This window comes from Bradyrhizobium sp. WYCCWR 13022 (genome assembly GCF_030435535.1).
Classification (GTDB): Bacteria; Pseudomonadota; Alphaproteobacteria; order Rhizobiales; family Xanthobacteraceae; genus Bradyrhizobium.
On the sequence record NZ_JAUIZJ010000019.1, the window covers coordinates 1 to 13,414 of the forward strand.

General features: G+C 64.8%; 14 protein-coding genes. 5 read left to right on the forward strand and 9 right to left on the reverse strand.

The features are described from left to right. Positions 1 to 90 precede the first annotated feature (90 nt). Positions 91 to 723, reverse strand: coding sequence for a J domain-containing protein (locus tag QY049_RS25385; RefSeq protein WP_194479129.1), 633 nt, complete (start codon positions 721 to 723; stop codon positions 91 to 93). A gap of 151 nt (positions 724 to 874) precedes the next feature. Between QY049_RS25385 and QY049_RS25390 the strand changes: the two genes are divergently transcribed. Further along, a complete protein-coding gene (locus QY049_RS25390) occupies positions 875 to 1,153 on the forward strand; it encodes a BolA family transcriptional regulator (protein ID WP_194479128.1) in 279 nt (92 codons plus the stop codon). Between the two features lie 113 nt (positions 1,154 to 1,266). On the opposite strand, the gene QY049_RS25395 is transcribed toward QY049_RS25390, so the two are convergent. Genes QY049_RS25395 through QY049_RS25405 form a run of 3 tightly spaced genes read right to left on the reverse strand, consistent with a single transcriptional unit; the run spans position 1,267 to position 4,370 of the window. Next, positions 1,267 to 2,571: an HlyC/CorC family transporter gene (locus QY049_RS25395; RefSeq protein ID WP_194479127.1), complete on the reverse strand. Its 1,305-nt coding sequence runs from the start codon at positions 2,569 to 2,571 to the stop codon at positions 1,267 to 1,269. Between the two features lie 30 nt (positions 2,572 to 2,601). Then, positions 2,602 to 3,750 (reverse strand): 3-dehydroquinate synthase, encoded by a 1,149-nt coding sequence (aroB, locus tag QY049_RS25400; protein ID WP_258764716.1) that lies wholly within the window; start codon positions 3,748 to 3,750, stop codon positions 2,602 to 2,604. Beyond that, a complete protein-coding gene (locus QY049_RS25405) occupies positions 3,747 to 4,370 on the reverse strand; it encodes a shikimate kinase (protein WP_194482569.1) in 624 nt (207 codons plus the stop codon). The genes aroB and QY049_RS25405 overlap by 4 nt, the downstream gene beginning before the upstream one ends. A 170-nt stretch (positions 4,371 to 4,540) precedes the next feature. Here QY049_RS25405 and QY049_RS25410 point away from each other — a divergent pair, with 170 nt between their 5' ends. The 4 genes from QY049_RS25410 to QY049_RS25425 all read left to right on the forward strand — a co-directional run bounded on the left by QY049_RS25410 (position 4,541) and on the right by QY049_RS25425 (position 8,790). Then, entirely contained in the window at positions 4,541 to 4,687 is a 147-nt protein-coding gene (locus QY049_RS25410; protein ID WP_194479125.1) for a histidine kinase, read from the forward strand. A gap of 17 nt (positions 4,688 to 4,704) precedes the next feature. Continuing rightward, the gene (gene xerD, locus QY049_RS25415; RefSeq protein ID WP_258764714.1) at positions 4,705 to 5,670 is read left to right on the forward strand and encodes a site-specific tyrosine recombinase XerD; all 966 of its coding nucleotides are present in this window, start codon (positions 4,705 to 4,707) and stop codon (positions 5,668 to 5,670) included. Positions 5,671 to 5,858: 188 nt separating this feature from the next. After that, a complete protein-coding gene (locus QY049_RS25420) occupies positions 5,859 to 6,821 on the forward strand; it encodes an acetyl-CoA carboxylase carboxyltransferase subunit alpha (RefSeq protein WP_258764713.1) in 963 nt (320 codons plus the stop codon). Positions 6,822 to 7,260: 439 nt separating this feature from the next. Further along, positions 7,261 to 8,790 (forward strand): L,D-transpeptidase family protein, encoded by a 1,530-nt coding sequence (locus QY049_RS25425; protein WP_258764712.1) that lies wholly within the window; start codon positions 7,261 to 7,263, stop codon positions 8,788 to 8,790. Positions 8,791 to 8,816: 26 nt separating this feature from the next. Here QY049_RS25425 and QY049_RS25430 read toward each other — a convergent pair whose 3' ends face one another. From QY049_RS25430 to QY049_RS25450, 5 genes are read right to left on the reverse strand one after another with little or no spacing between them, the layout of a single operon-like run. Next, positions 8,817 to 9,512, reverse strand: a complete 696-nt coding sequence (locus tag QY049_RS25430; protein ID WP_258764710.1) for an ABC transporter ATP-binding protein — start codon at positions 9,510 to 9,512, stop codon at positions 8,817 to 8,819. Continuing rightward, positions 9,505 to 10,239 (reverse strand): ABC transporter ATP-binding protein, encoded by a 735-nt coding sequence (locus QY049_RS25435; protein WP_258764709.1) that lies wholly within the window; start codon positions 10,237 to 10,239, stop codon positions 9,505 to 9,507. Before QY049_RS25435 ends, QY049_RS25430 begins: the two co-directional genes overlap by 8 nt. Then, positions 10,226 to 11,320 carry a branched-chain amino acid ABC transporter permease gene (locus QY049_RS25440; RefSeq protein ID WP_258764708.1) on the reverse strand — a complete coding sequence of 365 codons (1,095 nt, stop codon included), beginning with the start codon at positions 11,318 to 11,320 and terminating at the stop codon, positions 10,226 to 10,228. The genes QY049_RS25435 and QY049_RS25440 overlap by 14 nt, the downstream gene beginning before the upstream one ends. 6 nt (positions 11,321 to 11,326) lie before the next feature. Beyond that, complete coding sequence (locus QY049_RS25445) at positions 11,327 to 12,541, reverse strand: substrate-binding protein (protein ID WP_258764707.1); 1,215 nt, start codon at positions 12,539 to 12,541, stop codon at positions 11,327 to 11,329. Positions 12,542 to 12,545: 4 nt separating this feature from the next. Then, positions 12,546 to 13,403 carry a branched-chain amino acid ABC transporter permease gene (locus tag QY049_RS25450; RefSeq protein WP_258764705.1) on the reverse strand — a complete coding sequence of 286 codons (858 nt, stop codon included), beginning with the start codon at positions 13,401 to 13,403 and terminating at the stop codon, positions 12,546 to 12,548. Positions 13,404 to 13,414 lie beyond the last annotated feature (11 nt).

Genomic DNA, 13,414 nt, shown 5'->3' on the forward strand with positions numbered 1-13,414 from the left:
CCCAAAAGGCTCAACCGCAGGGAATCACAACTGGCGAATTACGCAACAGGCCCACAAGGGGAGAAGGGAAGAACGCGAGCCGCGTAGCCCTCAGGCCTCCCGGACCACAGTCTTCAAATAGTTGTACGCCTTGATGATCTCGATCAGGCGGTCTTCGGTGGAGCGGTCGCCGCCGTTGGCATCGGGGTGGTGCTGCTTGACCAGCGCCTTGTACTTGGTCTTGACGTCGGCGAGCGTGGAATTCGGACCGAGGCCCATGACCTGGAGCGCCTTGCGCTCGGCGTTCATGACCTTGCGCGTTTCGGCCTTGGGCTCCGCCTCCGGACCCTTCCGCCAACTGGCGCGGCCGTTGATCTCGCTGAACATGCTGAACGGATCGGAGGCCATGTCGATCTCGGCTTCCGCACCCTTCTTGCCGCCGTTGGCGCCCATCTTCCAGGTCGGGCGGTGACCGGTCAGCGCGTCCTTCTGATAGCGCGCAACGGCGTCGGCATTCATGCCTGAGAAGAAATTGTAGTTCTGGTTGTACTCGCGCACGTGGTCCAGGCAGAAGTGCCAGTACTCGCGCTGGTTATCACGGCCCTTCGGCGCGCGATGCGCGCCCTTGTTCTGGCACCCGGCCCACTCGCAGGCGACCACGGTGTCCCGCGGCTTCGCCTCGGGCTGCTTGCCCCGCGGCTTCACACGGATGGAGTCGAAGAACTTTGATGAATCGATCGGCATGGCTGACTTTGACTACGCAATGCAAAAACCTTCAAGTCTTGACATCGCAATTAGCTGACTACCCGTAGCCGAAGTTTCACTTCGGCGTCGCTTGAACTACGGCCGCCGGAGACGGCCTTATGCAATTGACGGAGCGCGATCGCAGGATTTAATGGCACTCATGGTTATGAAAGACACTATCAGCAACAAGTTGCAGGAAGCTTTCACGCCGGAAAGCCTGCAAGTCGTCGACGAGTCACATTTGCATGAGGGCCACGCCGGCCATCGGCCGAGCGGCGAGACGCACTTCCGCGTTTATATCGTGTCTCGGGCCTTCAAAGGGAAGAGCCGGGTCGACCGTCACCGCATGATAAATGCGGCGCTGGCCGCGGAACTTTCCGGCAGCGTGCATGCGCTGGCCATCCACGCGCAGGCGCCGGGGGAAAATTAGCTCCGTCATTCCGGGGCGGCTCGAAGAGCCGAACCTCAGCTGCGCAATTGCGCACCGGGGAATCTCGAGATTCCGGATTCGATGCTTCGCATCGCACCGGAATGACTGAGGGGTCAGAACGACGTCCCCGCCCGTCTCGGCCTCGCCTCTTCCATCTCGGCCTCGCGCGGGACCGGAGAAATACGGAGCGCGGTGATGCGGTTGCGTTCGCGGCGGAGGACGCGGAAGCGGAAGCCGTGGAACGTGAAGCTCTGGCCACGATCGGGGATCGAGCGCGCTTCGTGAATGACGAGGCCGGCTACCGTGGTTGCCTCTTCGTCGGGCAGGCGCCAGTCCATGGCACGGTTGAGGTCGCGGATCGGCACCGAGCCATCGACCACGACGGAGCCGTCGGGCTGGGCACGTACGCCCGCGACCACCACGTCGTGCTCGTCGGAGATGTCACCGACAATCTCTTCCAGAATGTCTTCCAGCGTCACCAGACCTTCGACTTCGCCATATTCGTCGACGACGAGCGCGAAATGGGTCTTGCGGCGGCGGAACGCCTTGAGCTGCTCGGCGAGCGGCCGCATCTCCGGCACGAACCAGGGCGGCAGCGCGATGGTGGAGACATCGATGCGCGAGGTATCGCCGTCGGAGGCGCGGATCGCGCGCAGCAGATCCTTGGCGTGAAGCACGCCGATGATGTTTTCCGGCTTCTCGCGCCAGAGCGGGATGCGGGTGTATTCGGTCGCCAGCACCTCGCGGACCAGATCGTCCGGTGGCATGTCGGCGTTGATCATCATCATCTCGGTGCGATGGATCATGACGTCGGAGACCTGGAGCTCGCGCAGATCGAGCAGGCCGCCGAGCATGTCGCGGTCCTGCTTCTCCACCTTGCCCTCGTGGTGCAGCAGGTCGACCGCGCCGCGCAGGCGCTCGGTCGGCGACAGGATCGCCTGGTGCTCGCCGGCAAGACCGAAGCCGCGCATCAGCAGGCGGACGATGACCTCGACGATCCGCAGCAGCGGCCCCAGCACATACATCGTCAGCCGCATCGGGCGCGCGACCGCGAGCGCCATGCGATCCGGCGCGTTGATGGCGATGGTCTTGGGCAGCACTTCCGCAAAAATCACGACCAGCGCCGTCATCACGCCGGTGGCATAGAGCACGCCGACATCGCCGAACCATGCGGTGAAGATGGAGGTTGCCAGCGCGGAGGCGCTGATATTGGCGATGTTGTTGCCGAGCAGCAGCGCGCCGATCAGGCGCTCGCGCATGTCGAGCAGCTGCGAGACCACGTCGGCGTCGCGATTACCCTGCTTGGACAGCCGCAGCATGCTGGCGCGCGAGGCGCCGGTCAGCGCGGTCTCGCTCGCCGCGAAGAAGCCCGACACGAGTAGGCAGAGAATGACGATTGTGAATCCGAGCCAGTCCATGAATCACTCGACAGCCGTACAGCCGCGTAATCACGCCTTGAGGGCGAGCTTCTCTTTCAGGAAATCGCGCACCGGAGTCGGCTCGACATCCTTTGCGATGACGGCACGCCCCACGGCCTCCAACAGGATGAAGGTGAGCTTGCCGCGCTTGACCTTCTTGTCCTGCGCCATCAGCGCCATCAGCGTGTCGGCATCGGCGAGGCCTTCCTGCGCAAAGCCCGCGATGTCCTGCAAGCGTGTCGGCAGACCGGCTTCGATCAGATGGCGCTCGACGCGGGCCGCCTCAATCTCGCCGATCATGCCGAGGCTTGCGGAAAACTGCGCCGCCAGTGTCATGCCGATGGCAACGCCCTCACCGTGGAACAGGCGGTCGGAGAAACCGGTCGCGGCTTCCAGCGCATGACCAAAGGTGTGGCCGAGATTGAGCAGCGCGCGCTCGCCGGTCTCGCGCTCGTCGCGCGAGACGACGCCCGCCTTGGCGCGGCAGGAGGTCGCGATCGCATGCTCGCGTCCCGGGCCGCCCTTGAAGATGTCCGCGTGATTCTTCTCAAGCCAGGTGAAGAAGGCCTCGTCGCCGAGCACGCCGTATTTGGCGACCTCGGCATAGCCGGCGCGGAATTGCCGCGGCGACAGCGTGTCGAGCACGGCCGTGTCGGCGATCACAAGCACCGGCTGGTGGAAGGCGCCGAGCAGATTCTTGCCCTGCGGCGAGTTGATGCCGGTCTTGCCGCCGACCGAGGAATCGACCTGCGCCAGCAGCGAGGTCGGCACCTGCACGAAATCGACGCCGCGGCGCAGAATCGCGGCGGCAAAGCCGGCGAGATCGCCGACCACGCCGCCACCGAGCGCGATGACAAGATCGTTGCGCTCGATCTTGGCGGCGATCAGGGCTTCGCTGACCTTTTCGAGGCCGGCATAGGTCTTCGAGATCTCACCTTCCTCGACGACGACGCGCGAGGTCGGAACGCCGGCCGCCGCGAGCGAGGCCTCGGTCGGCTCGAGCCAGTATCTTGCGACGGTGCGGTCGGTGACGATGGCCGTGCGCACGCCGGGGCGCAACGCGGCGACGCGCTCGCCGAGCGAGGACAACACGCCGCGGCCGATGACGATGTCATAGGCGCGGTCGCCGAGGGCGACGTCCACGTTGACAGGATCGGAATGCTTCAGAGGCGCGGTCATCGAACGGCACTCGCGATGTCGGCAGGAGATTGGGCAGCCGGCTCGCCGCAGAGATGCGCGTGCAGCGTCTCGATGGTCTCGTCGACGATTCTGTCGTGCGGCACGTCGCGCGAGGCGATGGTGAGATCGGCATGGCTGTAGACCGGCTCGCGCTCGGTGAGCAGGCGCGTCACGGTTCCCTCGGGGTCCGCGGTCTGGAGCAGCGGCCGATCGGCGCGGCGCCGCACACGGCGCATGATGACGTCGTGGTCCGCCTTGAGCCAGATCGATATCGCCTTCGACGCGATGCGGCTGCGCGTCTCCTCGCGCATGAAGGCGCCGCCGCCGGTCGCCAGCACCACCGGCCCTCCCTCGAGCAGGCGGGCGATCACCCTCGCCTCGCCGTCGCGGAAATGCGGCTCGCCATGGCGCTCGAAAATCTCCGGTATGGTCATGCCGGCCGCCGCCTCGATCTCAGTGTCGGCGTCGACGAAGGGCAGCTTGAGCCGGGCCGCCATGCGGCGGCCGATGGTCGATTTGCCGACGCCCATCATGCCGACCAACACGATCGAACGCGTCCCGAGCGCCGACAGGATGTCGGCCTCAGGGCTCGCTTGTGCTGGGAATACGGCGTCCGGCATCATGTCGCTCGATTGGATCTCGCTCAAACTGCCGACAAAGGCGGCATCCGGGCCACCTATACGACCCCCTTGGGGCCCTCGCCAGAGGACTCTTGCCACGAAACGGCGAACATGTTGGATGATTTCATAGGTTAATTTGCAATCCTGAGACTTTGCCGAGACCTTGCCCGATGCCCAGCCTGTTCCGCTTCCTGACGGTCGTCGCCGTGATCGCCGGCATCGTCTACGGCGTGGTGTTCGCGCTGGCCAACTTCGTCAATCCGAAGCCGCGAGAAATGACGCTGACGATCACGCCGGATAAATTTCTCAAGAAATAGGAGTTAGCCTCCAGGGCATGCCCAAATCCTCCAGCAAGCCCTCCGATGCCAAGCTCACCGGCCTGTTCCTCGACATGCTGGCGGCGGAACAGGGCGCCGGGGCCAATACGCTCGATGCTTACAGGCGCGACCTCACCGATTTCTCCGAGTTTTTGGGCCGCGTCGGTCACAGCTTTGTAGACGCCGAGACGCAAGTCCTGCGCGACTATCTCGGCGACCTCGATGCGCGCGGCTTCAAATCCTCCAGCGTTGCGCGGCGGCTGTCGGCAATGCGGCACCTGTTCCGCTTCCTGCTGAACGAGCGCATCAAGACCGAAGATCCCGCGGCGATCCTGTCAGGCCCCAAGCGCGGCCGCGGCCTGCCAAAGGTGCTGTCGATCTCTGACGTCGATCGCATGCTCCGCCGCGCAAAAGAGATGAGCGAGGCGGCGGACGTATCGCCCTCGCAGCGGCTGCGGGCCTTGCGGCTCTATTGCCTGCTCGAGGTGCTCTACGCCACGGGCCTGCGCGTCTCCGAGTTGGTGTCGCTGCCGCGCTCGGCGGCCAAACGCGATGCCCGCATGATCGTGGTGCGCGGCAAGGGCGACAAGGAACGGCTGGTGCCACTCAACGAAGCCTCGCGGCAGGCGATGGCGGATTATCTCGCAGCAACGGAGGCCGCGAAAGGTGAGAAGAAGGGCAGCCTCACCGCCTCGAAATGGCTGTTTCCCTCCTTCGGCGAGAGCGGGCACCTGACGCGGCAGCATTTTGCCCGAGACCTCAAGGAGCTCGCGATCGCCTCGGGACTTCAGGCGCGCCTGGTCTCCCCGCACGTGCTGCGGCACGCTTTCGCCAGCCACCTTCTGCACAACGGGGCAGACCTGCGCATCGTCCAGACCCTGCTCGGCCATACCGACATCTCGACGACCCAGATCTATACCCACGTGGTCGAAGAGCGGCTGAAGAGCCTGGTACGAGACCTGCACCCGCTGGCGGAGAAGTAACCGCCGCCGCTCCGCGGCGGGCGAAACCGCCTTGACTTCGGCCACATCTCCGCAGAAACAGCCGTGGCCTTGTCAGTGATTTGGCGCGCTCTCGGGAGCGCACAGGTCAAGCCCTTGAAGAAGCTGCACTTCTCATCAAGAAGCCAACCTCGCTTCGCCTCCCAGTCCCGTCCCCCTATATTGAAACGATGCCAGACCAGATGCGCAGCTATCTCGACTTCGAAAAGCCCGTCGCCGAGCTCGACTCCAAGGTCGACGAGCTCAGGACGCTGGCTGCCTCCGGCACCGACATTGCCGAGGAGATCGGCCGGATCGAGGACAAGGCCGCGCAGGCGCTGGCCGACCTCTATCTAAACCTGACGCCGTGGCAGAAGACACTGGTCGCGCGGCACCCGCAGCGGCCGCATTTCAACGACTTCATCAAGGGCCTGATCACCGAATTCACCCCGCTCGCCGGCGACCGCAAGTTCGGCGAGGACGAGGCGCTGGTCGCCGGCTTCGGCCGTTTCCGTGGCGAGGCCATCTGCGTGATGGGCCAGGAAAAGGGCGATTCCACCGAGAGCCGCATCAAGCACAATTTTGGCATGGCAAGGCCGGAAGGTTACCGCAAATGCGTGCGGCTGATGGAGATGGCCGAGCGGTTCGGCCTGCCGGTGCTGTCGCTCGCCGATTCCGCCGGCGCCTATCCCGGCATCGGCGCCGAGGAGCGCGGCCAGGCTGAAGCCATCGCGCGTTCGACCGATGCCTGCATGGCGCTGACGGTGCCGAACGTCGCCATCATCACCGGCGAGGGCATGTCGGGCGGCGCGATCGCCATCACCACCGCCAACAAGGTGTTGATGCTGGAGCACGCGATCTACAGCGTGATCTCGCCGGAAGCGGCCTCCTCCATCCTCTGGCGCGACGGCAGCAAGGCGCAGGAAGCCGCCAACAACATGAAGATCACGGCCCAGGACATGCTGCGCTTCGGGGTGATCGACACCGTCCTGAAGGAGCCGGTCGGCGGAGCCCATCGCGACCCCGCCGCCATGATCGCCACCACCGGGGAGGCCATCGCCAAGGCCTTTGACGAGCTCCGCGGCATGGACGGCGATGCCATCCGCAAGCAGCGCCGGCAGAAATTCCTCGATATCGGCCGAAAACTGGGCTGATCCGCCCGGATTTTGGTGTCTCAGACGCGGTGCGCCCCCTCTCCCGCTTGCGCGGAGAGGGTTGGGGCGGGGTCTCTCCTCTCGCGACATTCCCAATGAGGCGCGAGCCCCCTTCCGGCCTCCCCCGCGCGGGGGAGGAGAAGACGGGCCGGTAACCCCGCATTAACCCTTTTTTTGCCCAAATCGGCGATCTCAGTACTGGTTTGGCTGCAAGTCCAAGTTCCGGCCCAGTTTAAGTCTTCGTTGACCACGCCGCCTCGCCAACGGGCTCGTGATCCCCGGTCGGGTTGCGACCCCAAGGTGCGGAGGTTAGAATTTTAATCAATGGCTTCAGGGCATAAGCGCTGGGGCTTGGTCTGAGAAAGTCCGGATGTTCCGGTCAGGCCATGCTTCGAAATTGGGGTTTGCGCTCCTTGCCCGGCACGTTGTGGGGTCCATCTTGAATTCTCGTTCGCTTGCTCGCGCGCTCTTGGCTTCGGTTGCGCTTGCCGCCAGCATTGTGCTTGCCGGCTGCGATACCGATCAGGTGTCGCTGGCGACCAACGCCAAGGCCAACCAGCCGGTCCCGCCGAAACTCGTCGCCGCGATGGGCGAGAAGGACATGGATCTCAATTCGCCGATCCTGATCCGCCTGTTCAAGCAGGAGGCCGAGCTCGAGATCTGGAAGCAGACCCGCTCCGGCCAGTTCGCGCTGCTCAAGACCTATCCGATCTGCCGCTGGTCGGGCGACCTCGGTCCGAAGGTGCGCGAAGGCGATCGGCAGGCGCCGGAAGGATTCTACTCGATCAATCCGAGCCAGATGAATCCGCAGTCGGCCTATTACCTCTCGTTCAACACCGGATTCCCCAACGCGTTCGACCGCGCGCTCGGTCGCACCGGCTCGCAACTCATGGTGCACGGCGATTGCTCCTCGCGCGGCTGCTACGCGATGACGGACGAGCAGATCGCGGAGATCTATTCGCTGGGCCGCGAATCCTTCTTCGGCGGCCAGAAGGCGTTCCAGTTCCAGGCCTATCCTTTCCGGATGACGCCGGTGAACATGGCCAAGCACCGCAACAATCCGAACATGCCGTTCTGGCGCATGATCAAGGAAGGCTACGATCATTTCGAGGTGACGCGGCAGGAGCCGAAGGTCGACTTCTGCGAGAAAAAGTACGTGTTCGACGCCGCCAAGGCGCCCGACGCCAAGCGCGATCCCGTGTTCGACGCCTCCGCCAAGTGCCCGGCCTATGTGATCCCCGAGGAGATCGCCAGCGCCGTGCGCGAGAAGGAGCAGCGCGACGAGGCCGAATACAACAAGCTCGTCGCCAGGGGCACGCCTGTGGCGCGCATGAACACCGGCATCGATGGCGGCATGAACAAGATCTTCGCGTCCAAGATTCCGGAAGGCTCGACCGGCCTGTCGGACGGCGCCGAAGGCAACACGATTCAGATGCTGGCGATGTCGAAGGCTCCCGGCACGATTCCCGGTACGGTCAATCCGCCGAAGCCGAACTTCGAGCCGACGGCCGCTGCCCCGCAGGGAGAGCCGGTCGTCGCCGTCAGCGCACCCGCGACCAACACCCGCGTCGCGTCGGTCGCGCCCGCCGAGAAGTCGGGCTTCTTCTCGAACCTCGGCCGCAAGATGGGCTTCGGCACCGCCGACACCACGGCGACCACGCCGCCGCCAAAAGCGACCGCGTCGGTGACGCCGGCCCCGGCGGCCGTCACGCCGCCGAGCGCGGCCTCCAGGCTCAAGGCCGCGGTAACCCGTTTCGTGCCCGGCCATCACGATGCCGCAAAGGACAAGCCGGCAGTTGCCGCCAAGCCCGCCGAGCCGGCAAAGCCCGCCGAGACCAGGGTCGCCGCAACGCGGCCTGCGCTGAAGCCGTCGGTGAACGATGGTTCGGGTGAGAACGCACAGATGGCGGGCGCCGCGCCGGTGGTGTCGTCGAATTCGTTCGACAGCCGGTTTGGAGCCTTGAAGTAGGCGGGCGCCCCTCCGCCCGCCTAAATCTACGGCGCCAGATACCGCATCAATTCCGGATTGCCCCTGACCTCGCCCGCCGCGCCTTGCAGCGCGACGCGGCCGCGATCGAGCACGTACGCGTAGTCGGCGACGCGCAGTGCCAGATCGAGGTGCTGCTCGACGATGATGACGGCGATGCTCCTGGCAAGCTCGATCAGGCGTTCGGTGATCTCCTCGATCACACCGATCCAGACGCCTTCGGTCGGCTCGTCCAGCAGCAGCAGTTTGGGGTCGCCCAGCATGGCGCGTCCGATGGCGAGCATCTTGCGCTCGCCGCCGGAGAGCGTGCCGGCGGGCTGGTCGAGGCGCTGGCCGAGTTTCGGGAAAATGGCCAGCACGCGGTCGACGGCGGTGGAATCCTTGTTGAAGAGCGAGCCGACCGCGAGATTGTCGCGCACCGACAGGCGCGCGAACACCGAATGCTCCTGCGGCACGTAGCCGATGCCGGCGCGCACCCGCTCCTCCGGCCGCCTGCGGCTGATATCGCGGCCGTCGAAGCCGACCTCGCCCTTCCACGCCGGCAATTCGCCGACGATGGTCTTCATCAGCGTGGTCTTGCCCGCACCGTTGCGCCCGAGCACGGCAACGCCGCCCCGCCAGGGGATGCCGAGGTTGACGTCGAACAGGACCTGGCTGCGGCCATAGCCGGCGTCGAGATGCTTGATGTCCAAAAATTCAGGCACGGCGCAGATAGATCTCCTGGACGGATGTGTTGGCCTGGATCTCCGACACGGTGCCTGAGGCCAGCACCTTGCCCTGGTCGAGCACGGTCAGGCGATCGCAGATGTCGCGGATGAAATCGAGGTCGTGCTCGACGATGACGAGCGAGCAGTGCTGTTTGATCGGCTGCAGCAATTCGCCGGTGACGCGGCGCTCCTCAAGGCTCATGCCGCCGGTCGGCTCGTCGAGCAGCAGAAGCTTCGGCTTGCCCGCCAGCGCCATCGCGATCTCCAACCATTGCTGCTGGCCGTGCGAGAGCGCCGCCGCCGCATCGAAGGCGCGGTCGGCCAAGCGGAATTGCGTCAGCATGGTCATGACCTGCTGGTGCAGCGCGCCGCGGGTGCGCGAGAACACGAGGTCGAGCAGCGAGGACTGCGCCTGCAGAGCAAGCAGAATGTTGTCGTACAGCGTCAGCGACGGCAACACCGATGTGATCTGGAATTTCAGGCTCATGCCGGCACGGGCGCGCTCGGTCGGCGTGAACGCGGTGATGTCGGTGTTGACGAAGCTCACCTTGCCCTGCGTCGGCGCTTCCGCGCCGGCGATGCATTTCATCAGCGTGCTCTTGCCGGAGCCGTTCGGGCCGATCAGGCCGTGAAACTCGTTCTCGCCGACGGTGAGCGCAGCGCCATCGAGCGCGGTGAGCTTGCCGAAGACCTTTGAGATGCCGGCGGCTTCAAGGAGCGGCATTCTGCTTCCCCTTGAGTTTGGCACCGAAACTGCCGACCCGCTCGCGCTCGCCGAGGACAAAGCTGATCAGGCCGAGCGGCCGGAACAGGATGACCAGCAACAGCAACAAGCCGAGAATGATCGGCCAGACGTCGCGGTAATTGTCCGAGAGCCAGAAGCTGACGCCCTCGACGATGACGGTTCCGATGACCGCGCCGATCAGCGTGCCGGAGCCGCCGAACAGCACGTAGAGCACCACCTGCGTCGAGACGACGACGCCGACCATGTTGGGCCAGACGAACCCTTCGTGGAAGGCGTAGAGGCTGCCGGCGAGACCTGCGATGGCGCCGCCGATCGCGAAGATGATCGCTTTCAGGTGCTGCGCCTTGTAGCCGAAGAAGGCGATGCGCTGCTCGTTCTCGCGCAGGCCCGCGAGCGCGAGGCCGAACTGCGAGCGCACAAGGAATCGGCAGAGCAGATAGACGGCGACGAGGATGCCGAGCACGAGATAGTAGAACGCCGGCCCTTCCGAGAATTCGTAGCCACCCAGCGTCATCGAGGAGATCGAGGGGATGCCGTTCTGGCCGCCGAGATAATACCAGCCGCGTGCGAGACGGTCAGCAGCGTAGGAACCGGTGAGCGTACCAAGCGACACGAAGATCACGCTGGAGGGATGCCGGCCCAGCAGCAGGAAGCCGCCGAGCAACAGTGCGAAGGTCAGGCCGATCAGCGTGCCCGCAGGGAGCACCAGGAAGATGTTGGTGATGTCCAGGTCGCGGGCCAGCAGCGCAACGCCATAGCCGGCCGAGCCGAAGAACAGGGCCTGACCGAAGCTCATGATGCCGGCATAGCCCCAGACGAGGTCGAACGACAGCGCGAACAGCGCGAGGATGACCACGCGCGTTGCGAACACCGTGAGATAGTCCTGCAGCACCAGCGGCGCGACGAGCGCGGCGACGAGCACCACGACCTCCACGATCGGCAGGATTTTTCGTCCGGCGACGGCTCGCGCCGTCGCTCCGCTGCTGGCCATTTCGACATCCGTCTCCCCGCCGATCTCGGCGGGGATCGCCTGTTTCACTGCGCCCATCGACTTCGGCATTCCAGTCTAGCATTCCTTGGGATCGACGAGACCGTCGCTGCGTCCGACGATCTCGTAATTGCCGCCCTTGGCGACCGCGGTGTACATCTTCATCTTGCAGTGCCGCTTGCCGGGCACCATCTCGGCAGGTCCCCCGGGACCTTCGGCGATCTTGGCGTGGTCGAGCGCGGCCGCGACCGATTCGCGGTCGATCTTGCCGGCTTCCTTGACGGCGGCTTCCCACAGCTTGAGGCCGCGATAGGTGCCGGTCGCCGCGCTGCCGGCCGCGAACAGGAAATTGCCCGGAAAATCCTTTTCATAGGCCGCCTGAAGCTTGGCGTCGAACGGGTTCTCCTTGGTCAGAACCTTGAAATAATCGAGGCAGCTCGCGAGGCCCTCGATCTCGTTGGCCTGGTTGATGTTGAGGGTGTTCTCGTCATAGTAGACGCAGGCGAGACGCCCGCCGTTCTTGAGGAAGCCGGCTTCATAGAGCTGCTTGAAGAACGGGCCGACACCCGGTGGGATGACGGTGTTGAAGACGACGTCGACCTTGTTGGAAATGATGCGGTTGACGGTCGAGGAGAAGTCGATCTGGTCGAGCGGATAGTATTCCTCGAACACGACCTCGCCGCCGTTCGCTTCGATCACCTTGCGGGCGTAGACGTTGAGCGTGTGCGGCCAGACGTAGTTGGCGCTCGGCAGCGCGAACTTCTTGCCGCCGTTCTTGACCAGCCAGGGAATGAACTCGTCGCACTGCTGCGCCGGCGTCGGTCCGGTGCAGAACAGATAGGGCGTGCACTCCTTGCCTTCGTAGAGCTGCGGATAGATGTAGAGGGTCTTGCCGCGCGCCACGATCGGGTCCTTGATCGCGTTGCGCATCGACGAGGTGATTCCGCCCAGCACCATGTCGACCTTGTCGCGCTGGATCAGTTTTCGCACGTTGCCCACCGCGACGGACTCATTCGACGCGGTGTCCTCGATGTAGAGCTCGAGCGGACGGCCGAGCAGGCCGCCTGCGGCGTTGATCTCCTTGATCACCATCTTGGCGACGTTGGCGTCGGCATTGCCGGCATAGGCGATTGGACCGGTGAGGTCGGTCGCGATGCCGACCTTGATCGGGGCTTCGGCCGCGTTGGCCCACGGCGCCGGGATCACCCAGCTGCCGACGCCGGTCGCGACCGCGCCGGACGCAAAGGCGAAATTGGACAGAAAGCGGCGGCGCGAGAGTTGGCGATCGAACATATGACTAAACCCCTTTTCCAGCGATGAGGCCCTGCGGCCGGAATTTGATGAAGGCAATGGCGAGAACGAAGACCAGGACATCGGCGACCACGGGCGCCATGATCCACGGTAGCGCAGCGCTGAGCGTGCCGATCACGCCGGCTCCAGCGACCGGGCCGATGAAGGAGCCGACGCCTCCGACCATGACGGCGACGAAGCCCTGGATCAGGAAGCGGATACCGAGATCGGCGTAGAGGCTGAACACCGGCACGATCAGCGCGCCGGCAAGGCCGGCGAGCGCCGATCCGAAGGCAAAGGTGGCGCCGTACATCAGAGGCGTGGAAATGCCCGATGCACGTGCCAGCGACGGGTTCTCCAGCGTGGCGCGCATGCGCAGCCCAAAGCTCGTGCGCGACAGCAGGAGATAGCAGCCGGCCATCACCAGCAGCGTGATGACGATGATGGTGAAGCGCCACGCCGAGATGTGCATGGTGCCGATGTCGATCGAACCGCCGATCGGCTCGGGCACGGTGAGATAGAAGCCGCCGATCAGGCCGCGCACGGCTTCGCGGATGATCAGGCCGAGCGCGTAGGTGCCGAGCATGGCGACGATCGGCGCAGCGTAGAAGCGCCGTATGACCAGCGCCTCGAGCACGAAGCCGAGCGCGCCGACCAGGAACGGTGCGGCGACCATGCCGGCCCAGATCGGCAGGCCGTTGGCGTAGGCGAGATAGGTGATGTAGGCCCCGAGCAGGACGAACTCGCCCTGCGCGAAGTTGAAGATGCCCATCATGCTGGCGATGATCCCGAGCCCCAGCACGATCAGGACGATGATCGCGCCGAAGCTCAGGATTTCGAACGCCGCGACGAACGCGTTAGCCATCTGATGCTGTT